The organism is Rhizobium mesosinicum, assembly GCF_019511345.1.
Taxonomy (GTDB): Bacteria; Pseudomonadota; Alphaproteobacteria; order Rhizobiales; family Rhizobiaceae; genus Rhizobium; species Rhizobium mesosinicum.
The window spans coordinates 440,493-461,052 of record NZ_JAEUAK010000005.1 but is presented as its reverse complement, the minus strand read 5'-3'; the positions used below and the strand labels follow the sequence as shown (position 1 = coordinate 461,052).

Annotated in this window: 19 protein-coding genes; 15 read left to right on the top strand and 4 right to left on the bottom strand. The window is 60.0% G+C overall.

Translation table 11 applies throughout. The features are described 5' to 3' along the window. The first annotated feature begins 217 nt into the window (after positions 1–217). Positions 218–2,122 (top strand): beta-N-acetylhexosaminidase, encoded by a 1,905-nt coding sequence (locus tag JNB85_RS16695; protein ID WP_220335506.1) that lies wholly within the window; start codon positions 218–220, stop codon positions 2,120–2,122. Positions 2,123–2,178: 56 nt separating this feature from the next. On the opposite strand, the gene JNB85_RS16690 is transcribed toward JNB85_RS16695, so the two are convergent. Further along, a complete protein-coding gene (locus JNB85_RS16690; RefSeq protein ID WP_220335440.1) occupies positions 2,179–3,090 on the bottom strand; it encodes an ROK family protein in 912 nt (303 codons plus the stop codon). A 260-nt stretch (positions 3,091–3,350) separates the two neighbouring features. Here JNB85_RS16690 and JNB85_RS16685 point away from each other — a divergent pair, with 260 nt between their 5' ends. The 9 genes from JNB85_RS16685 to JNB85_RS16645 all read left to right on the top strand — a co-directional run bounded on the left by JNB85_RS16685 (position 3,351) and on the right by JNB85_RS16645 (position 13,242). Then, positions 3,351–3,929 carry an exopolysaccharide biosynthesis protein gene (locus JNB85_RS16685; RefSeq protein ID WP_220335505.1) on the top strand — a complete coding sequence of 193 codons (579 nt, stop codon included), beginning with the start codon at positions 3,351–3,353 and terminating at the stop codon, positions 3,927–3,929. A 99-nt stretch (positions 3,930–4,028) separates the two neighbouring features. Beyond that, positions 4,029–4,982, top strand: a complete 954-nt coding sequence (locus tag JNB85_RS16680; protein ID WP_220335439.1) for a sugar-binding transcriptional regulator — start codon at positions 4,029–4,031, stop codon at positions 4,980–4,982. Between the two features lie 145 nt (positions 4,983–5,127). Further along, a complete protein-coding gene (locus tag JNB85_RS16675; protein ID WP_220335438.1) occupies positions 5,128–6,438 on the top strand; it encodes an ABC transporter substrate-binding protein in 1,311 nt (436 codons plus the stop codon). Positions 6,439–6,571: 133 nt separating this feature from the next. Continuing rightward, entirely contained in the window at positions 6,572–7,444 is an 873-nt protein-coding gene (locus JNB85_RS16670; RefSeq protein WP_183748486.1) for a carbohydrate ABC transporter permease, read from the top strand. A gap of 1 nt (position 7,445) precedes the next feature. Then, positions 7,446–8,276, top strand: coding sequence for a carbohydrate ABC transporter permease (locus JNB85_RS16665; protein WP_183748487.1), 831 nt, complete (start codon positions 7,446–7,448; stop codon positions 8,274–8,276). Between the two features lie 18 nt (positions 8,277–8,294). Continuing rightward, positions 8,295–9,293, top strand: coding sequence for an ABC transporter ATP-binding protein (locus tag JNB85_RS16660; protein ID WP_220335437.1), 999 nt, complete (start codon positions 8,295–8,297; stop codon positions 9,291–9,293). Positions 9,294–9,399: 106 nt separating this feature from the next. Further along, positions 9,400–10,881 (top strand): mannitol dehydrogenase family protein, encoded by a 1,482-nt coding sequence (locus JNB85_RS16655; RefSeq protein WP_220335436.1) that lies wholly within the window; start codon positions 9,400–9,402, stop codon positions 10,879–10,881. 88 nt (positions 10,882–10,969) lie between these two features. Continuing rightward, positions 10,970–11,659 (top strand): HAD family hydrolase, encoded by a 690-nt coding sequence (locus JNB85_RS16650; RefSeq protein ID WP_220335435.1) that lies wholly within the window; start codon positions 10,970–10,972, stop codon positions 11,657–11,659. Next, positions 11,659–13,242 carry an FGGY-family carbohydrate kinase gene (locus JNB85_RS16645; RefSeq protein ID WP_220335434.1) on the top strand — a complete coding sequence of 528 codons (1,584 nt, stop codon included), beginning with the start codon at positions 11,659–11,661 and terminating at the stop codon, positions 13,240–13,242. Before JNB85_RS16650 ends, JNB85_RS16645 begins: the two co-directional genes overlap by 1 nt. Before the next feature lies 1 nt (position 13,243). Here JNB85_RS16645 and JNB85_RS16640 read toward each other — a convergent pair whose 3' ends face one another. Beyond that, entirely contained in the window at positions 13,244–14,098 is an 855-nt protein-coding gene (locus tag JNB85_RS16640; protein ID WP_220335433.1) for a MurR/RpiR family transcriptional regulator, read from the bottom strand. A 235-nt stretch (positions 14,099–14,333) separates the two neighbouring features. Here JNB85_RS16640 and JNB85_RS16635 point away from each other — a divergent pair, with 235 nt between their 5' ends. Then, the gene (locus JNB85_RS16635; RefSeq protein ID WP_220335432.1) at positions 14,334–15,047 is read left to right on the top strand and encodes a sulfate transporter family protein; all 714 of its coding nucleotides are present in this window, start codon (positions 14,334–14,336) and stop codon (positions 15,045–15,047) included. A 97-nt stretch (positions 15,048–15,144) separates the two neighbouring features. On the opposite strand, the gene nth is transcribed toward JNB85_RS16635, so the two are convergent. After that, entirely contained in the window at positions 15,145–15,924 is a 780-nt protein-coding gene (nth, locus tag JNB85_RS16630) for an endonuclease III (RefSeq protein ID WP_223216518.1), read from the bottom strand. 22 nt (positions 15,925–15,946) lie between these two features. Here nth and JNB85_RS16625 point away from each other — a divergent pair, with 22 nt between their 5' ends. Both JNB85_RS16625 and JNB85_RS16620 read left to right on the top strand, forming a co-directional pair. Continuing rightward, positions 15,947–16,444, top strand: a complete 498-nt coding sequence (locus JNB85_RS16625) for a DUF2244 domain-containing protein (RefSeq protein WP_220335430.1) — start codon at positions 15,947–15,949, stop codon at positions 16,442–16,444. Positions 16,445–16,513: 69 nt separating this feature from the next. Then, positions 16,514–17,386: a methylated-DNA--[protein]-cysteine S-methyltransferase gene (locus JNB85_RS16620; RefSeq protein ID WP_220335429.1), complete on the top strand. Its 873-nt coding sequence runs from the start codon at positions 16,514–16,516 to the stop codon at positions 17,384–17,386. A gap of 24 nt (positions 17,387–17,410) precedes the next feature. Here the strand turns inward: JNB85_RS16620 and JNB85_RS16615 are convergent, their stop codons facing one another. After that, a complete protein-coding gene (locus tag JNB85_RS16615; protein ID WP_220335428.1) occupies positions 17,411–18,394 on the bottom strand; it encodes a sugar-binding transcriptional regulator in 984 nt (327 codons plus the stop codon). Between the two features lie 429 nt (positions 18,395–18,823). On the opposite strand from JNB85_RS16615, the gene tal reads away from it, so the two are divergent. Next, on the top strand, positions 18,824–19,789 hold the full coding sequence (gene tal, locus JNB85_RS16610) for a transaldolase (RefSeq protein WP_220335427.1): 966 nt from the start codon (positions 18,824–18,826) through the stop codon (positions 19,787–19,789). A 97-nt stretch (positions 19,790–19,886) separates the two neighbouring features. Continuing rightward, positions 19,887–20,555, top strand: a complete 669-nt coding sequence (locus JNB85_RS16605) for a DUF1345 domain-containing protein (RefSeq protein WP_220335426.1) — start codon at positions 19,887–19,889, stop codon at positions 20,553–20,555. Positions 20,556–20,560 lie beyond the last annotated feature (5 nt).

Genomic DNA, 20,560 nt, shown 5'->3' with positions numbered 1-20,560 from the left:
CATGGAGTTCGGCAGGTAGCCGGTGAAGCCCGATATTTTCCAGCGGCCATGGTGTTTGCGGCAGTAGTAGAGCGTCTGCCAAAAAAACATGCGGTCGCGCACGCCATCGACGCGCAGGATGCTGCCGTCGAATTGTGAAGCTGCGGAAGCAGACGAGAAGGCGATGGCTAAACGAGAGCAAAGATTGCCCTATATCCGTTGGAGGGAGGATATGACTGTGGCCGATTACCGTCTGGAAGCGAGCTGGAGCCCGGTCGAAGGAAGCCTCGGACGCTTCAGTTTCACGCTCTTCAACCTATCTGACGATCCGCTCTCCGGTTTTACGCTCGCCTATAAGTCGCCCGCCCGCGTGACGGGCGAACATGCCGCAGAAGGCGCCGTGCTCAAGCGGCGCGTTGCAGATTTTCACGAGGTTTCGCCGCCAGAGGGGCTGACCGTCAAGCCGGGCGACAGCTGGCAGTTCAGCGTGGAAGAGCTGACGAACGGCCCGGAGCATGTCACGTCCGGCATCAAATCAGCCTGCCTTACGCTTGCCGATGGCCGGCAAGTGCCGGTCAGCGTTGTCGATCTCGTGCATGACGTGGCGAAGCGGGGTGCGTTGCCGGAATTTTTGCCGAAAGGCCAGGTGGTCGAACCTTTTTCGCTGCTGCCCTGGCCGTTGTCTCTTGCGATGCGGCCGGACAACGTGGCGCCCGTCGCCCTCTATCCGGCAGCCGGCTCGCGTCCCGAAAATATCGAGGCGATAGCCAAGGCGCTTGCGCTCTATCAACGGCTCTTCCCGGCCGACGACGTGCCCTTCTCGCTGCAGCCGGTTGAGAACGGTCGACCGATCCGGTTCAAGGCGGAATCCTCGATCATGCCGGCAGCTTGCGAGCTCCGGTTTACTGCTCGGGAGATCATTCTTGCCAGCGACGATGCGGCCGGGCGGTTCTACGGGCTGATCACTCTGGCGCAGCTGCTGCACGGTGCACGCCATGACGCGGAAACTTTCCAGTTTCCGGTCTTCGGCAATATAGCCGATCAGCCTCGCTATGAGTGGCGTGGCTGTCATCTCGATGTTTCGCGGCAGTTCTATCCGGTTTCGGACATCGAAAGGCTGATCGATATCCTGGCGTGGAACAAGCTCAACATTTTCCATTGGCATCTTACCGACGACGAGGCCTGGCGGTTGGAGATCAAGGCCTATCCGGAACTCACGGAGATCGGCGCAAAGCGCGGGCCGGGCGGAGTTCCGGTGTCGCAGCTTCATGACGATGCCGAAACGCGCTCGGGATATTACACGCAAGACGACGCGCGCCGGATCGTCGCCCATGCTGACGCACTTCATATCGATGTCTTACCGGAAATCGATATTCCCGGACACAGCGCGGCACCTCTTTTCGCCCTGCCGCAGCTTATCGACGAGCAGCAGGCGCCGGACAGCTGTCGCTCGGTACAGGATTATTCCAACAACACGCTCAATCCGGCGATCGAGTTCACCTACGAGTTCCTCGGCAAGGTGTTCGACGAGGTGGTGGCGCTTTTTCCGTTTGAATATCTGCACATCGGCGGGGATGAGGTGCCGCATGGTTGCTGGCTTGCCTCACCAGCCTGCAAGTCGTTGATGGAAAAGGAGAAGCTTGCGGATACCGCCGAGCTCCAGTCGCATTTTATGCGGCGGATCAAGACCATGCTTGCGGAGCGTAGCAGGAAGCTCGCCGGCTGGAACGGGGTCTCGCATGGCGGCGGTGTCGATCGCGACGGCACGCTGCTGATGGCCTGGGAAAAGCCTGAAGTCGGCATCGAACTGGCGCGCGACGGCTATGATATCGTCATGGCGCCGGGTCAGGCCTACTATCTCGACATGGCGCAGGCCGAAGGCGAGAACGAGCCGGGTGCGAGCTGGGCCTGCTTCACGCCACCGGAAAAGACCTATGCTTACGAAGCCGAAGGCGAACTGCCGGAGGAGCTGAGGGAGCGGATCCGCGGTATCCAAGCCTGCATCTGGGGCGTCTCGCGAGCCAATTTCAACCGGCTGGTCTTTCCGCGGCTGCCGGCTGTCGCGGAAGCGGCCTGGACGCCTTGTCTGCGGAAGGACTGGCAGCGTTTTGCCGCAATCGTCCGGATGTGGCCGAAGCTTTGAGCTCTGTTTCGGCAATTCCGGACGCAGAACCGCTGCGCACTTTTGTGGGAATTGCTTTAGGCAGCTTCAGCCTTGAGGCCCAGAAGTGCTGCCCCGATCAGGCCCGGTTCGATACGGCACTCGCTGCGCACGACGAGCGGGCGGTCGAATTTCCGCAGGATCCGGGCACGCACTGCCTGATCCAGCTCCGCCAGCAGCGGCTCGGCATTCGAGAGGCCGCCGCCGACAGGGACGATGGTTGCGCCGGTAATATTGATGGCGAGTGCCAACGGCGAGGCGACCAGATCGACATAGACGTCGATGGTGCGGTTGGCCTTTTCCTCGCCGCTCTGCCAATCGGCGATGATTTCCTCACTGGAGAAATCGAGATCGTGCAGCGTCTTGTGCAGGCGTTCCACACCACGCGCACCACCGACGGTATCGACACAGCCCTTCTGGCCGCAGCCGCAGACATAGGCAGGGATTGCGACGGGCGGACTGCCGGCCTGCGACGCGATGATTGGTCCGTGACCCCATTCCCCCGCAAAGCCGCCCGACGCATTGATGAGGCGACCATCCGATACGATGCCGCCGCCAACGCCGGTGCCGAGAATGGCACCGAAGACGATGCGGTGGCCTCGGCCGGCGCCGAGCTCGGCTTCCGCCACGGTGAAGCAGTCGGCATCATTGGCAACCAGCACGGGCAGAGCGAGCTCTGCTTCCAGGTCGGCGGCGAGGTTGCGGTCGTGAAGGCAGGGGATATTGGCGACGATGAGGCGCTGCGTATCCGGGTCGACAACACCGGCGATCGAGAGCGCAATGCGCGAGGGCTGTTCGCCGGCTTCAGCGATAAAGCTCTTCAACGTCTCGACGAAAGCCGGGAAGTCATCTTTGGGGGTTGGGCGGCGGCCGAGCGGGACGATGTCGGATTCCGAACGCCCAATTCCACCCTTGATGGCGGAGCCTCCGATGTCGAACGAAATAATCATCTGATGTCAACCAATTGTCTTTGCTTGGCGTCTGCTCGCACTCTTGGAGCGGAATTACAAGGATTATTCGATAATTGAACTAAGGGATCGGCCGCGTCTTCGATAATTTCATCCGTCAGAGTCATGCTAATGGCATATTGCACGGGCAGACTTTTCGTTATCCACTTGCCGATGCCGGATTAATGACAATCGAAAATACCGAAGACAATAGAACCACCGCCCGCAGGCCGCGTCCGAAAGGTCGCCGGCTCTCCTCCATCCTGCGGCAGATGGCGGCGGATCGAAGCCGCGAACGCGTATCGATCGGCGACCTGTTCCAGACGATGGGGGATCGGGCGATCGGTGCGCTCATGCTGATTTTCGCATTGCCGAACGCCTTTCCGACTCCGCCCGGCACGTCCTCGCTGCTCGGCGCTCCGCTGATCTTCCTTGCTGCGCAACTCACTTTCGGACTGAAGCCGTGGCTGCCGAAGGCGATTGCGGCGCGCTCCATGCGGCGGGAGGATTTCGAGACGATCGTCGGGCGCATCCACCCCTGGCTTGCCCGGGCCGAGCGCATGCTGCAGCCGCGGCTTGGTATTCTCGTCGAGCCGCCTGCAGAGTATTTGGCGGGCTTCTGCTGCCTGGTGCTGGCGATCGTTCTGGTGCTGCCGGTACCGCTCGGCAATATCCTGCCGGCGATCGCGATTTCCATCTTCGCCTTTGCGATTCTTGGACGAGACGGGTTGTTTTCGCTTCTCGGCTTCGTCATGACGGCGGTCTCGCTCGCTGTCGCCGGCGGAGTGATCTACGGTCTCGTCAAGGCGGCCATCTACGTCGTCATGAAGTGGTTCGGGTAAGGAAGCGACTGCTCACTTTTTCAACGCCCTCGACATTTGCCCGATTTTTGTTTTGATCTGGCGCCAGACAGACTCACAGGGAATTATTGGCGGCAACACATGGCAAAGAAAGCGGAGACTTCCGGACGGCTGGATGACGCGGCGCGCGCCGGCTGGCTCTACTATGTCGCCGGCCGCACGCAGGATGAAATTGCGTCCGCCATGGGTATTTCGCGGCAATCGGCGCAGCGGCTCGTTTCACTTGCCGTGGCAGAGCGGCTGATCAAGGTGCGGCTCGACCACCCGATCGCCGCCTGCCTCGAACTCGCAAACCAGCTGCGCAAGAAATTCGGTCTGCGGCATGTCGAAATCGTTCCGAGCGATCCGGGCTCGTCGTCGACGACGGTCGGCATCGCCGAAGCGGCTGCTTCCGAAATCGAGCGCTGGCTGAAACGCCCCGACCCGATCGTGCTCGCCGTCGGCACCGGGCGAACGCTGAAAGCGGCTGTCGACCAGCTGCCGGCGATCGAATGTCCCAATCACCGCATCGTTTCGCTGACCGGCAATATCGCGCCCGATGGGTCGGCTGCCTATTACAACGTGATTTTCAGCATGGCCGATGCCGTCAAGGCGCGGCACTATCCGATGCCGCTGCCGGTTCTCGTCACCTCGGCGGAGGAGCGGGAGCTTCTGCACGGCCAGCAGCTCGTGCGCTCGACGCTGGCGATCAGCGCGCAGGCGGATGTGACCTTCGTCGGTATCGGCGAACTCGGCATCGACGGCCCGCTCTGCGTCGATGGGTTCCTCGAAAAAGACGAGATGATGGAGCTGATGAGCGGCGGCGCCATAGGTGAAATCTGCGGCTGGATATTCGACGCCGAGGGCAAACTGCTCGACAACCCGATCAACGAGCGCGTCGCCTCGGCTCCGATACCGCCGCGCGATTCGTCCGTCGTCATCGGGATAGCCAAGGGCAAGCGCAAATTCAGGGCGATCAGGGCTGCGATATCAGGCCATCAGGTGAACGGTTTGATCACCGACGAAGAGACTGCTGAGTTTTTGCTCAGTAGCTGAGCAAAAATATTACCCTTCTGAATCAAAGGTGTAGTGCCATCGTTCGGCATCGCAGCAACGATTGCCGATTGACAAATTTCTTCCGTTGGTGAGTAATTGCCCATGAGCAAAGCGAATGCTCACACCCATCTTCTGGGAGGAAGATATGACATTGAGAACTTTCCTGCTGGGCGCCTGCTCAGCAATGGCTTTTGCCGGCATGGCTTCGGCCGAGACGCTGACGATCGCGACCGTGAACAACGGCGACATGATCCGGATGCAGAAGCTGACGGATGACTTCAAGGCGAAGAATCCCGGCATCGACCTTGAATGGGTAACCCTCGAAGAAAACGTACTGCGCCAGAAGGTCACGACCGACATCGCGACAAAGGGCGGCCAGTATGACGTGCTGACGATCGGCACCTATGAAGTTCCGATCTGGGCAAAGCAGGGCTGGCTCCTGCCGCTGGACAATCTCGGCGACAGCTACGACGTGAATGACCTGCTGCCGGCCATCCGCAGCGGCATCAGCCAGGACGGCAAGCTCTATGCAGCTCCGTTCTACGGCGAAAGCTCCATGGTCATGTACCGCAAGGACCTGTTCGACGCTGCCGGCCTGAAGATGCCAGACGCGCCGACCTGGGACTTCATCGCAGACGCTGCGAAGAAGATCACCGACAAGGACAAGGAAATCTACGGCATCTGCCTGCGCGGCAAGGCCGGTTGGGGTGAAAACATGGCCTTCCTGACGGCTATGTCGAACTCCTTCGGCGCCCGCTGGTTCGATGAAAAGTGGAAGCCGCAGTTCGATCAGCCCGAGTGGAAGGACACGCTGACCTTCTACGTCAACCTGATGAAGGAAGCCGGCCCTCCTGGCGCTTCTTCCAACGGCTTCAACGAAAACCTGGCGCTCTTCCAGACCGGCAAGTGCGGCATGTGGATCGACGCAACGGTTGCTGCTTCCTTCGTCAGCAACCCCAAGGAATCCACCGTCGCCGACAAGGTCGGCTTCGCACTGGCTCCGGACAAGGGCCTCGGCAAGCGCGGCAACTGGCTCTGGGCTTGGAACCTCGCGATACCGGCAGGCTCTCAGAAGTCCGAAGCAGCCGAGAAGTTCATCGCCTGGGCAACAAGCAAGGATTACACCAATCTCGTGGCTGAAAAGGAAGGCTGGTTGAACGCACCTCCCGGCACACGCAGCTCGCTCTATGCGAATGCCGATTACCAGAAGGCTGCTCCGTTTGCGAAGATGACGCTCGACAGCATCAACTCCGCAGACCCGACCAAGCCGACCGTCAAGCCGGTTCCCTATGTCGGCGTCCAGTTCGTGGCGATCCCGGAATTCCAGGGCATCGGCACGGCCGTAGGCCAGCAGTTCTCCGCAGCCCTTGCCGGCCAGATCTCGGTCGACCAGGCCCTGCAGAGCGCGCAGCAACTGGCCACCCGCGAAATGACCAAAGCAGGCTACATCAAGTAAAACCTCCTGAGAACGTACGGAATGCTTGGCATTCCGCACCTCCGGGCCGCCGATTGCCCGAACTGCATCGGCGGCCCATTTTTTCAAAGCTGTTTCGCAGCCGTTTCCGCTTCAGATCAGACCGGTGATTGCTATGGCAACGTTCCACACTCGCTCCGCAGCACGCCTGATGATAGCACCTTCGGTGGTGCTGCTTTTCGCGTGGATGATCGTCCCGCTGGCGATGACGATTTACTTCTCCCTGCTGAACTACAATCTGCTCAGCCCGGGCATGGAGAATTTCGTCGGTCTCTTAAACTACCAATACTTCCTCACCGACCCGGCCTTCTTCGCAGCACTCATCAACACGCTGGTCCTGGTTGCCGGCGTGCTACTCATCACCGTGATCGGTGGTATTCTCTTTGCATTGTTGCTCGACCAGCAGATTTATGGCCAAGGCATCGTGCGCATCCTGGTCATCGCGCCCTTCTTCGTCATGCCGACGGTGGCGGCTCTTGTCTGGAAAAACATGTTCATGAACCCGGTCAACGGCCTCTTCGCCTATATGGCGAAGGCTGTCGGCCTGCAGCCGATCGACTGGCTGGCCACTGTACCGCTGCTCTCCGTCATTCTGATCGTCGCCTGGCAGTGGCTTCCCTTTGCCACGCTGATCCTGCTCACCGCACTGCAGTCGCTCGATGAGGAGCAGAAGGAAGCCGCTGAGATGGATGGCGCCGGCGCGATCTCGAAATTCATCTATATCATCCTGCCGCATATGGCCCGTGCCATCACCGTCGTCATCCTTATCCAGACGATCTTCCTGCTGTCGGTCTTCGCCGAAATTCTGGTCACCACCAATGGCGGCCCGGGCACTCAGAGCACGAACCTCACCTATCTCGTCTACGCGCAGGCGCTGCTGCAGTTCGATATCGGCGGAGCCTCCGCAGGCGGTATCGTCGCGGTCGTGCTTGCCAATATCGTTGCGATCTTCCTCGTGCGCCTCGTCGGCAAGAATCTGGAGGCTTGAGATGGCTAGAAAGGTTACCACCCAACGCAAGGTCATCATGACCGCGATCGCTTGGGCGCTCGGCATCCTGATCTTCTTCCCGATCCTCTGGACGTTCCTGACGAGCTTCAAGTCGGAAGCGGACGCCATTGCCTCGCCGCCGCAGTTCCTGTTCTTCCACTGGACGACGGAGAACTATGCGGAAGTGCAGAGCCGCTCCAACTATCTCAGCCATTTCATGAATTCCGTGGTGATCTCCTTCGGCTCGACGCTGATCGGCCTCATCATCGCCATTCCGGCCGCCTGGGCCATGGCCTTTGCGCCGACCAAGCGGACGAAGGACGTGCTGATGTGGATGCTGTCGACGAAGATGATGCCGCCGGTCGGCGCGCTCATCCCGATCTACCTGATGTTCCGCAATTCGGGCCTGCTCGATACGCGCACCGGCCTGGTGATGGTGCTGACGCTGATCAATCTGCCGATCATCGTCTGGATGCTCTACACCTACTTCAAGGAAATCCCCGGCGAGATCCTCGAAGCCGCGCGCATGGACGGGGCATCGCTCGCCAAGGAAATCGCTTACGTGCTGACGCCGATGGCGGTGCCGGGCATTGCCTCGACGCTGCTGCTCAACATCATCCTCGCCTGGAATGAGGCCTTCTGGACGCTGAACCTGACAGCCTCCAAGGCGGCACCGCTGACAGCCTTCATCGCCTCCTATTCGAGCCCGGAAGGCCTGTTCTATGCCAAGCTTTCGGCGGCTTCGACCATGGCGATTGCGCCGATCCTCATCCTCGGCTGGTTTAGCCAGAAACAACTTGTCCGCGGCCTGACCTTCGGCGCGGTGAAATAAGATCATAGGGAGAGAAACATGGGCAGCATTACCCTTCAAAAGGTTTCGAAGGTCTTCGGCGAGGCCAAGGTCATCCCTTCGATCGATCTCGACATCAGGGACGGTGAGTTCGTCGTCTTCGTCGGCCCCTCCGGCTGCGGCAAGTCCACGCTGCTGCGCCTGATCGCCGGCCTCGAAGACGTCTCCGGCGGCAAGATCGTCATCGACGGCAAGGACGCAACCGAGAAGGCGCCATCGGAACGGGGTCTGGCGATGGTCTTCCAGTCCTATGCGCTCTATCCGCATATGAGCGTGCGCAACAACATCGCCTTTCCGCTGAAGATGGCGGGCATGGACAAGGCGGAGATCGATCGCAAGGTGACCGATGCCGCGCGCGTGTTGAACCTCGGGGACTATCTCGATCGCAAACCGCGCCAGCTCTCGGGTGGCCAGCGCCAGCGCGTCGCCATCGGCCGCGCTATCGTGCGCCAACCTTCGGCCTTCCTTTTTGACGAGCCGCTGTCAAATCTCGATGCGGCGCTGCGCGTCAACATGCGCATCGAAATCAGCGAGCTGCACCAGCAGCTGAAGACGACGATGGTCTACGTCACCCATGATCAGGTGGAAGCCATGACCATGGCCGACAAGATCGTGGTGTTGAACAGGGGCAATATCGAGCAGGTCGGTTCGCCCCTGGAGCTCTACCGCAGCCCGCGAAACCTCTTCGTTGCGGGCTTCATCGGCTCGCCCAAGATGAATTTCATCAAGGGGCAGAATGCGGCACAGCTCAATGCGCACACGATCGGCATTCGTCCCGAACATGTGCTGCTGTCGACCGAAAGCGGCGACTGGAAGGGCAGGGTCATGGTAGCCGAACACCTCGGCTCCGACACGTTCCTGCACGTCGATGTTGATGGAATCGGGATGCTGACGGCGCGCAGCAATGGCGATTTTGCTTCCAAGGCCGGGGACACGGTTTACCTGACGCCGGACAAGACGCGCATTCATAGATTCAACGAGGGCGGCCTCGCGATGTGAGGCGGCCGCCGGCTGGGGGAGACATGCGGACCGGGCGGTCTCGTCCGGCCCGCGCTACCGGGAGGACGAACGCCCTTTTTCGCAAGACCTTCAAGAGGACTGAAACATGACGTGCAAACTATCGCTGGCAACGCTCGCCGAGGCGGCAAAGACTGCAGCCGTTCCGGCCTATGAGCGGGCGTCGCTGAAAGCCGGCATCGTGCACTTCGGCGTCGGCAATTTCCATCGTGCCCATCAGGCGATCTATCTCGACGATCTCTTCAACGCCGGCAGCGACCATGACTGGGCCATCATCGGTGCCGGCGTTCTGCCTTCGGACGCGGCCATGCGCGACAAGCTCGCGGCGCAGGATTTCCTGACGACTGTCGTCGAGCAGGACAACAACAAGACGGCGGCGCGCGTGACCGGGCCGATGATCGATATCCTGCCGGTCGGCGAACCCGCTGTTATCATCGCCAAGCTCGCCGATCCCGAGATCCGGATCGTCTCAATGACGATCACCGAAGGCGGTTACTTCATCGATGCCTCGGGCAAGTTTAATCCGGCGCATCCGGCGATTGTCGCCGATGGCCAGAACCCGGCGACGCCGAAGACGGTCTTCGGTCTGATCGTTGCCGGCCTGAAGGCGCGTAAAGACAAGGGCATCGAGCCCTTCACCGTCATGTCTTGCGACAACATTCCCCATAATGGCGTCGTCACTGCGAATGCCATCGTCGGAACGGCGAAGCTCTCCGATCCTGCCTTTGCCGACTGGATCAAGGCGAATGTCTCCTTCCCCAACGGCATGGTGGACCGCATCACGCCGGCGACCAGCCAGCGCGAGATCGATTTCCTCAAAGACAATTTCGGCATCGAGGACAATTGGCCGGTCTATTGCGAAGAGTTCAAGCAGTGGGTGCTGGAAGACAAGTTCCCGATGGGTCGCCCGGCGCTTGAAAAGGTCGGCGTCACCTTCGTACCTGACGTCACGCCCTATGAGCATATGAAGATCCGCATCCTGAACGGCGGCCATGCGGCGATCGCCTATCCGGCAGCGCTGATGGACATTCATTTCGTCCATGAGTCGATGGAAAACGATCTGATCCGCGCCTTCCTCGCCAAGCTGGAAAACGAGGAGATCATTCCGATCGTGCCGCCGGTGCCGGACACGTCGCTTGCCGATTATTTCAAGCTGATCGAACGCCGCTTCCTCAATCCGAAGATCGCCGATACGATCCCGCGGCTTGCACAGGACGGCTCCAACCGTCAGCCAAAATTCATCCTGCCCTCGACGCTCGACAACCTGCGCCAGGGCAGGGATGTCGTTGGCCTTGCGCTCGTCTCCGCGCTCTGGTGCCGCTACTTCTTCGGCAAGAGCGACAGCGGCAAGGACATCGTCTTCAACGATGCCAGCGCCGAACGTCTGCATGAGGCGGCTGTCAAGGCAAAGGACGATCCGGTAGCCTTCCTCGCCTTTGACGATATTTTCGGCGAAGTCGCGAAATCAGATCTTTTCCGCAAGCGTTTCGCCCACGCACTCAAAACCCTGTGGGAAAAAGGCACGAAGGAAACTCTGCAGCTCTATCTTGACGGCAAGCTCGCGGTGTAAGGAATCATGATGGCGGCATTGCTGCCATCCCGGCCTTGCGGACGAAGCAGGACGGTTGCGTCCGAACTGATTTCAGGTTGGGTCTTCCATGGCTGATGCTGAACCACGGCTGGTCATTTTCGATTGCGACGGCGTGCTCGTCGACAGCGAACCGATTTCGATCAGCGTTCTCCTCAAGGCAATGGCCGATCTCGGCGTGACGATTACCGAGGACGAGGCCTATGAGCGCTTCCTCGGCAAGAGCCTCGCAACCCTCATCTCCATATTGGAGACGGAGTTCAACGTGCATGCCGACGAGCAATTCCTGGAAGGCATCCGCACCAGTCTCTATGCCCGTTTCCGCACCGAGCTGAAGGCGATACCCGGCATTGGCGATACGATCGATGCGCTCGGCCTTCCCTGCTGTGTCGCGTCGTCCAGCCAGGTCGAGCGGATCAAGCTGTCGCTCTCTGTCACCGGACTCTTACCGAAGCTGCCGAACATCTTCAGCGCCAGCATGGTCAAACGAGGCAAGCCGGCGCCCGATCTCTTTCTCTATGCTGCCGACCAGATGCATGTGGAACCCCGTGACTGCATCGTCATCGAAGACAGTCCGGCGGGTATTGCCGCAGCCAAGGCGGCGGGCATGACGGTCTTTGCCTTTACCGGCGGTTCCCATGCAAACTTTGCTGGCTACCGTGAAGAACTCGACCGTCTTTCTCCGGAAGTCGTGTTTGACGCCATGCCGGAATTGATACACCTTGTCCGCAAACAAAAGCGGGACGGGACTCAGCATTGATGCGTGATCATGTGGTTGCGGTGGATATCGGCACGAGCAGCGCACGCGCCGGTATCTTCGATGCGCATGGCCACCTGCTTGGCAAGGCTGAACATCCTGTCGTCATGAACCGGCCGCGCGAGAACCATGCCGAGCATGATTCCGAGGATATATGGTCGGCCGTTTGCACTGCGGTCCGTACGGCTATAGGCAAATCCGGCATCGGGGCTGCCGCAATCGGCGCGATCGGTTTCGATGCCACCTGCTCGCTTGTGGTGCGCGATACAGAAGGCAGGCAGATCAGCGTTTCCACCGGCGGCGAGGCGCGGTTCGATACGATCGTCTGGCTCGACCATCGGGCGCTGAAGGAAGCCGATTTCTGTACGGCGAGCAGGCATGAGGTGCTTGAACATTCCGGCAACGTCATGTCGCCGGAAATGGAAATGCCGAAGCTGATGTGGCTGAAGAAGAGGCTGCCGGCGACCTGGGAGAAAGCCGGTTATTTCTTCGATCTTGCCGATTTCCTGACCTGGAAGGCGACCGGTTCACTTGCCCGGTCCCGCTGCACGCTGACGGCCAAATGGAATTACCTGGCTCATAAAGAAAAGGGATGGCAGGAGGATTTCCTGCAGCAGATCGGTCTTGAGGATCTGCTGGCGCGCGGCCATCTGCCGGACGAGACGGTGGCGGTCGGCGAAAGCATCGGTAAATTGACGCCGCAAGCAGCCGAAGCATTGGGCCTGACTACCGATTGCCACGTCTCGGCCGGGATGATCGATGCCTATGCCGGCGCTCTCGGTACACTCAGCAGCTATGTTGCCGATCCTGCGAAGCTCGAGCAGCAGCTTGCGCTGATTGCGGGAACATCGAGCTGCGTTGTCGCCTTTTCCCGCGAGCGAAAACCGAGCCAGGGAATGTGGGGGCCTTATTACGAGGCGGTTTTTCCGCAGTTCTGGCTCGTCGAAGCCGGCCAGTCGGCGGCCGGTGCGCTGCTCGATCATATCGTGCGCATGCACGCCGCCGGCGGGGAGCCGAGCGCGGCGCTGCATCAGAGGATCGTTGCCCGCATCGCTGAACTCAGAGCAGAAAAAGGCGCTGCGCTCGGTGCCCGAATCTCCGTTCTTCCGGATTTTCACGGCAACCGGTCGCCACTGGCCGATCCGCATGCAGTCGGCGTCATCAGCGGCCTGACGCTCGATACGTCCTTCGACGGGCTCTGCTCGCTCTATTGGCGAGCCGCGATCGGGATTGCGCTCGGCATCCGTCACATCCTCGAAAAGATGAGAGAACACGGCTACGTGCCGGATACGCTGCATGTGGCCGGCGGGCATGTGAAGAACCCCGTTCTGATGGAGCTCTATTCGGATGTGACGGGCTGCAAGGTCATCGTGCCTGATATGACCGAGGGGGTCCTTCTCGGCACTGCAATGGCCGCATCGGTTTCCTGTCGCTTACACAAGGATTTGGCGGCGGCTGGCAAGGCGATGTATCCCGGTGGCTCCGAGCGGCTTCCCGCCAGGGGCAAGCAGGCGCTTTACGACCGTGACTATCGTCGCTTTCTTGCCATGTATCGCCATCGGGCGGAGCTGGAGGCGATGGAATAGTTCAGTGGTTTGCCGTTTCCCCGAGGATCGTTGCGAATTCCACCATGCGTCGGCGGCGTTGGCTCGCCTCTTCGCCGGCACCCAAAATGACCGCCTCGGCCAGACAGTCGAGCAAGGCGATCAGCGGTGGCAGGTTGTCCGTGTCCGGCGCGCGGGCGGACGGCAAAGGCAGGACGACGTTCGACTGTTCGGGCAGCCAATCCGCATGCTGAGCGGAAATCAGGATCACCTTGTAGCCGTAACGCCGGGCAGTGCGCGCAAGCAGCCGTGACCTGGCGAAGCGCCGGCAATCAATGATGACGAGTACGGCGTCCTCGACGAAGGAACGGGCGAAAAGCTCAGCGAAGCGGCTTCCCGCGCCGTCGATCGCACGTACGCCGTCGCGAGCCAGGGTCAGTCGCTGGCAGAAATGATTGGAAAACCCGGCAAGTCTGGCATGGGTAGCGACGAAGACCTCTCTGGAGGCGCCGATCAGCGCGACGGCTTCAGCCCAATGCGGCTGTGCGGTCAGATGATAGATGTGATGCAGCGCCTGTATCTGTTCGGCCACGAGAACGGCGAGTGCCTTGCCCTCCGATGCATCCGTCTGCAACTCCGTCATAGAATTCTGGAACTGGACGGGTGAGGTCGTAGCCGTTTCTCGAATCTCCACCTTGACACTGTCCAGCCCCTGATAGCCGAGCGCTCGCAGGAAACGGCCGACCGTCATCGGCGAAAGATCAAGTCGGTCGGCAACCGACGCAGCGGTTTCGAACGGCAGGTCGTTCAAATGTTCGGTGAAATATTTCGCGATGCGTCGTTCGGCAGGCGTGCCGGATTTCGCGTATTGCCTAAGCTTCTCTACAAAGTCTTCCACGCCGCAGCCTCCCCCATTTCCTCAGAGGCCTTCCGTGGATTCATGCGCAGCCGAATCCCTGTTTCTTAATATTGTCCGGAAGCTCTTCTTAGGCCCACACGTATTTCCAACTTTCAGAACTATATATTAGCATGTAATTTTCGACAAGTTTTCTATTCAAGCATGTAATTTTCAACTGACTTGCCGGGAGGACCCCGGCTCCCTACATCACGCCGCGTAACGGAGATGCCAGAGAATGATCCTTGACGCCGCTCGCCTTTCGCTTGCCAACCTGTTTGCGCCGGAGACCCGGTCGGTTTTCTGGAAAGTTCTCGGACTGACGGTGCTGGTGCTGATCGGCTTGTGGTTCGCGCTGCGCGGCCTGTTCATCAGCTTCGTCTTTCCCTGGATGGCCGGGTTCTTTCCCGAGATGCCTGACTGGGCCGGCTGGCTCAGCTTCGTTTTCCTGATCGCTGCCGGTGTCGGCCTTGCGCTCGGGCTAGCGCTACTGCTCTCGCCGGTTACGGCGCTGATTGCCGGCCTCTTTCTCGACGATGTCGCCGAGGTGATCGAAAAAAAGGACTATCCGCAGGATGCGCCGGGCAAGGCCATGCCGCTCGGCCCGGCGATGGCAAGCTCGATCAAGTTCCTGGGGGTGGTGGTCGTCGGCAATATTATCGCGCTGTTCCTGCTCTTCATTCCCGGCGTCAATCTCGTCGCCTTCTTCCTCGTGAACGGCTATCTGCTCGGGCGGGAATTCTTCGAATTCGCGGCGATGCGGTTCCGGTCGCCGCCGGAGGCGCGGCTGTTTCGCGCCAAGCATAGTCCGACCGTCTTTCTTGGCGGTCTGGTAATTGCACTTTTCCTGGCGATTCCCATTGTCAACCTTCTCACGCCGCTCTTTGCCGCAGGCATGATGGTGCATCTGCACAAGCTGATCTCGGCGCGCGATCCCGCTTTCCGAGTTTAGCCAGGCAGCCCTATCGCTTCATACCCAGCCGCATATTCGGCGCTCGGCAGGAGAAGGCCGGAAATCCTGCTGCAGCCGGCTGCGCAGGCGATTGCGATTACTCGACGGCCTCGCCGATTACTTGCGGCGGTAGTTCGACCAGCGGTGCCGGGACATCGCAGCTCTTCTCGGGCGATTTGCAGATGTCGGCGATCACGCAGCGCTCGCATTCCGGGCGACGAGCCTTGCAGGTATAGCGGCCGTGCAGGATCAGCCAGTGATGGGCATGATAGAGGTAGTGCTTCGGAACAACCTTCATCAGGTGCTCTTCCACTTCATCGGGCGTCTTGCCCGGCGCGAGCTTGATACGGTTGGCGATGCGGAAGATGTGCGTGTCGACGGCCATGGTCGCCTGGCCGAAGGCCATTGAGAGTACGACATTGGCGGTCTTGCGGCCGACGCCTGGCAGGCGAACCAGCTCTTCGCGCGTCTCCGGCACCTTGCCGGCGAATTCATCGACCAGCATCTGCGAGAGCGCAATGACGTTCTTCGCCTTGTTGCGATAAAGGCCGATCGTCCTGATGTAGCCGCGCAGCCTCTCTTCGCCGAGATCGAGCATTTTCTGCGGCGTGTCGGCGACCTTGAAGAGCGCCCGTGTCGCCTTGTTGACGCCGGCATCGGTCGCCTGCGCGGAGAGTGCCACTGCTACGACGAGGGTGAAGGGGTTGGTATGCTCCAGCTCGCCGCGCGGCTCGGGTCGCTGGATCGAGAAGCGGCGGAAAATCTCCTCGCGCTCGGCAAGCGAATAGGCTGTCTTCACCGCCGCCGGCTTGCGGCGGACGATCACATTCGAGTTTTGCGACGGTTTGCTGACGGATTTGAGTTTCGGATTGGCCATCAAAAATCTATACTCAACGGCCATGATGGAAAGCAACGCCGACGGCCGCAACGAGCAGCCTGTTTTCGCAGCTGAGCTCTTTCCCTACCGCTCCCTCGGACGGAAGGGTTTCAAAGTGCTGCTCATAATTTCCGGCGCCATCTGCTTCGTGTACGGCATGTTCTTCATCCTCACCGGTGCCTGGCCGATCGGCTTCTTTTTCGGGCTGGATTTCCTGCTGCTCTACGGCGCCTTCTGGCTCAATTACCGGTCCGGCAAAGTGCGGGAAGAGGTGACGGTTTCGCGGACGGACGTTTCGATACGCAAGTTCTCTCCGTCCGGCCGGATGATCGAGCACCACTTCAATCCGTTCTGGACGCGCTTTCTTGTGCGGCGGCATCAGGAGATCGGCATTCTCTCCATGCATATTTTCGGGGAGGGCAAGCGCACGGATGTCGGCTCCTTCCTCAATCCCGACGATCGCGAAAGCTTCGCCAAGGCCTTCAAGCGCGCACTTGCAACGGTAAAACAGCGGATCTGAAATATCGCGCAAGAAACGGGTGGTTTGGTCACCAGGCCTTGATTATCTCCTTCGTAAAGGAGAAAAACGATGAACATGATCGCGAAGCTCGACACGGATGTCACCCCCGGAGGCCCGGACTATGAGACTGTCCGCCGGGTCATCGAACTCATCAGCGAAGAATATCGCGACCAGCCGTCGCTGGAGGCGATTGCCGCACGGCTGAACCAGTCGCCGACGCAGCTTCAGAAGACTTTTACCCGCTGGGCCGGCCTTTCTCCCAAGGCGTTCCTGCAGGCCGTTACGCTCGACCACGCCAAACGGCTGCTGCGCCAGGAAGAAATGCCGCTGCTAGAAACCTCCATCGAGGTCGGTCTCTCAGGCCCGAGCCGCCTGCACGACTTGTTCGTCACCCACGAGGCAATGTCGCCGGGCGAATGGAAGGCGAAGGGCGGCGGGCTGACGATCCGTTACGGGTTCCACACCTGTCCCTTCGGCACGGCTCTCGTCATGGTGACGGACCGTGGTCTTGCAGGCCTCGCCTTCAGCGATTCCGGTGACGAAAAGGCCTGCCTTGAGGATATGACCTGCCGTTGGCCGAATGCGGAATATGTGGAGGACCGCCAAGCGACGGCGCCTTATGCCGAGCGGATATTCCAGCCGGGCCGCTGGACGTCGGACCAGCCGCTGCGGGTCGTGCTGATCGGCACGGATTTCCAGGTCAGCGTCTGGCAGAGCCTTCTGAAAATCCCCTTCGGCAAGGCCGTGACCTACAGCGACATCGCCAAGGATATCGGCCGGCCGACTGCCATGCGCGCGGTCGGTGCGGCAGTCGGGGCCAACCCGATTTCCTTCGTCGTGCCCTGTCACCGCGCGCTCGGCAAAAACGGAGCGTTGACCGGTTACCACTGGGGTCTGACCCGCAAGCGAGCCATGCTTGGCTGGGAATCGGCGCACGCCTGAGCGGTTGGAATCAACCGAAGCCGCTCAGGCGGTTTCGGCCAGTTCCAGCAATGCCTTTGCCGCGCTCTCGTCGGTAATCAGTGTATTGCAGCCGATGCGTCTGATCGTCGCCCGGATCGCGACGGCACGATGTGCGCCGCCGGAGGACAATACGATGTGTTTTGCCTCTTTCAGCGTATCAAGATCCACCGACATCACCCGCTGATTGATCGAGTGGTCGACGGAATTGCCGTCCTTGTCCAGAAAGTTGAACATGGTGTCGCAGACACAGCCGGCATCGATCAGCTGCTGCAGTTCGGCCTTCGAAATCCATCCCTCGGACAGCGAGGTCGAATGCGGGCCGATATCGCCGCAGCTGACGATCGCGAGATCGAGGTTTTCCGCCAGCCGGTAGATCGTATCGAGCCCGCATTTTTCAATGAGGTTGCGCTTGGTCTCGGTCGAATCGACGAGCAGCGGGGCCAGGAACATGTAGCATTCCGCGCCGAGCTGATTAGCAAGCCGCCAGGTGTAGTCGATCGGATTTGTCTGGTGGACGGCGACGATGCCGCCGAGCAGGGAGACGATCTTGCAATTGTCGCGCCGTGGCGGCCGGAAGCTCGCGAGAGAGGCCGTCATGGTGCGACCCCAGCCGACGCCGATCGTATAATCGTCCGGGATCGCTTCCGAGAGGAACTGGCCGAGCGCCAGGCCGACATTCTTTGCGAGTGAATTCACGTCACAATTGGCGGGCTCCGGCACGACGATCGCCTCATCGAGGCCGTAGGCCCGTTCCAGCTTGACCGATAGCTCCACGCAGTCGCCGATCGAATCGTTGATCCAGATCTGCACTTCGCTGCGCTTCATCGCCTCGTCGAGCAGGCGGATGACGGTCGTGCGGCTGATGCCGAGCTGTTCGGCGACATCCTTCTGGGTCAGGCCCTCGTTGTAATAGAGCCATGCGGCCCGCAGCCGGAGCGAGGAGGCTTCGGAATAGGCAGTATGCGTACCGCGTTTCAGCTTGACCACATCTCCTCCCGCGCCGATTTCGCCCTAGATCTTTGCCATCGATGACATAAGATTGCGGCATCGGCTTTGTTCCCGCGATAATGCCGGGTGTGACACTTATGTCAATTGAAATGCACAAATGTCCTTGACTTTTCGTTGCGGGAGCGGCGATAGTCATGGTCGACAACATCGTTCTTGTCCGTCCGAGGAGGACAATGTGCGGGCATGTGGAAAGTCTCGACCGGCCTCTCAGCCGCACACAGCATCGCTTGCGGTGTGCCGGTTGTATTCCGGCGTTGGGAACGCCGCCAATGTCTCTCACGTTTATGGCTCATCCGTAACGGACGCGCGACTATTTGCCTGCTGCATGCAAACCATCTGTCCTTAGATCACCTCTTTGCCGGCGGAACTCGTGCCGGTCGCAGCCCAAGTTCACAAAGGAATTTGACCATGACATCCAAGCTTGACCAACTCCGCGAGATCACAACCGTCGTCGCCGACACCGGCGACATTCAGGCTGTCGCTCGCCTGAAGCCGGTTGATTGCACGACCAACCCTTCCATCGTTCTCAAGGCGCTCGGCACCGAGATGTTTGCCGACGACATGAAGGAAGCGATCGCCTGGGGCAAGAAGCTCGGTGGTGACGCCGATGCAGCGGCCGCAGCCGTCGCCGATCGCCTCGCCATCTCCGTGGGTGCTGCCCTCGTAAAGCTCGTTCCCGGCCGCGTTTCGACCGAAGTCGATGCCGACCTCTCCTTCGATACCGAGGCTTCGCTCAAAAAGGCACGCAGCATCATCGCGGCCTACAAGGAACGCGGTATCGAGAAGGACCGCATCCTCATCAAGCTCGCTTCCACCTGGGAAGGCATTCGCGCCGCCGAAATCCTGCAAAAGGAAGGTATCGACTGCAATCTGACGCTGCTCTTCTCCAAGGCCCAGGCAATCGCCTGCGCTGACGCCGGCGTGTTCCTGATCTCGCCCTTCGTGGGCCGTATCCTCGACTGGTACAAGAAGTCGACCGGCAAGGATTTCACCGCCGAAGAAGATCCGGGCGTTCTGTCGGTTCGCGAAATCTACAATTACTACAAGGCCAACGGCATCAAGACCGTCGTCATGGGGGCCTCCTTCCGCAATACCGGCGAAATCGAAGCGCTGGCCGGTTGCGACCGTCTGACGATCGCTCCGAACCTGCTCGATGAATTGTCCAACGACCAGGGTAAGCTCGAGCGCAAGCTGTCGCCGGAAACAATCAAGCCGGCCCCGAAGGTCACGGTCGACGAAAAGACCTTCCGCTGGATGATGAACGAAGATGCCATGGCGACGGAAAAGCTCGCAGAAGGCATCCGGGCATTCGCAAAGGATCTCGGCACGCTGCGCAGCCAGGTCCGCAAGGAGCTGCAGCTCGCAGCTGCGTAAGGTTTCGCAAGCCGGACTTTGAGAAAGGCGCGGGTGCCGCTGGCATCCGCGCCTTTTTCATGTTGATATCAAGGGCATAGAGGCCAGGAGGATTGCAGTGGCTGACGAGGATGACGGAAATTCGCTGGTCTCGGCTGCCTACAAACATGCGAGTTTCATCCTCTCTGTGCTCGGTGGTTTCGTCGTCTTTCTGCTGCTGACCTCACGGGAGGTCAGCGCCAGCAACATCCTGTTCGGCTGGAATGCCTCGGCGATCTTCTTCATCGGGCTGAGCTGGCGCAAGATGCTTCGGGCGACCGTTGAAAGCATCAAAAAGCGATCGGAAGATCTCGATTTTTCCGATACTTTCCTGCTCTTCCTATCGATCGCAGCGGCTCTTGCCAGCATTGCCGGCATCGGGATCGAGCTCCATTCGATCAAGGATGCACCGGCAGATGTTGCGCTGTGGCGGGCGGCTGCGGCGATCTTGACGATCATGATCTCCTGGTTTTTCCTCCACACGCTTTTCACGATCCACTATGCCCATTATTTCTATGGCGGTCCGGACAAGTGCGAAGGGCTTAAATTCCCGGATGGAATGGAGGAGCCCGCTTATTGGGACTTCCTCTATTTCTCTTTCACAATCGGTGTCGCGTCGCAGACGGCCGATGTCGCTGTCACTTCGACGACGATGCGCAAATTCACCCTGCTGCACGCGCTGCTGTCGTTTCTTTTCAACACCACAATTCTCGCACTTGCGATCAATGTCGGGGCGAGCCTGCTTTAGGGCCT

Coding starts and splice junctions, on each gene's coding strand:
- JNB85_RS16680 (WP_220335439.1), top strand. CDS start 4,029: ATGGCAAAGAAAGCGGAGACTTCCGGACGGCTGGATGACGCGGCGCGC.
- tal (WP_220335427.1), top strand. CDS start 18,824: ATGACATCCAAGCTTGACCAACTCCGCGAGATCACAACCGTCGTCGCC.
- JNB85_RS16635 (WP_220335432.1), top strand. CDS start 14,334: ATGATCCTTGACGCCGCTCGCCTTTCGCTTGCCAACCTGTTTGCGCCG.
- JNB85_RS16660 (WP_220335437.1), top strand. CDS start 8,295: ATGGGCAGCATTACCCTTCAAAAGGTTTCGAAGGTCTTCGGCGAGGCC.
- JNB85_RS16620 (WP_220335429.1), top strand. CDS start 16,514: ATGAACATGATCGCGAAGCTCGACACGGATGTCACCCCCGGAGGCCCG.
- JNB85_RS16625 (WP_220335430.1), top strand. CDS start 15,947: ATGATGGAAAGCAACGCCGACGGCCGCAACGAGCAGCCTGTTTTCGCA.
- JNB85_RS16655 (WP_220335436.1), top strand. CDS start 9,400: ATGACGTGCAAACTATCGCTGGCAACGCTCGCCGAGGCGGCAAAGACT.
- JNB85_RS16675 (WP_220335438.1), top strand. CDS start 5,128: ATGACATTGAGAACTTTCCTGCTGGGCGCCTGCTCAGCAATGGCTTTT.
- JNB85_RS16670 (WP_183748486.1), top strand. CDS start 6,572: ATGGCAACGTTCCACACTCGCTCCGCAGCACGCCTGATGATAGCACCT.
- JNB85_RS16650 (WP_220335435.1), top strand. CDS start 10,970: ATGGCTGATGCTGAACCACGGCTGGTCATTTTCGATTGCGACGGCGTG.
- JNB85_RS16690 (WP_220335440.1), bottom strand. CDS start 3,090: ATGATTATTTCGTTCGACATCGGAGGCTCCGCCATCAAGGGTGGAATT.
- JNB85_RS16645 (WP_220335434.1), top strand. CDS start 11,659: ATGCGTGATCATGTGGTTGCGGTGGATATCGGCACGAGCAGCGCACGC.
- nth (WP_223216518.1), bottom strand. CDS start 15,924: ATGGCCAATCCGAAACTCAAATCCGTCAGCAAACCGTCGCAAAACTCG.
- JNB85_RS16665 (WP_183748487.1), top strand. CDS start 7,446: ATGGCTAGAAAGGTTACCACCCAACGCAAGGTCATCATGACCGCGATC.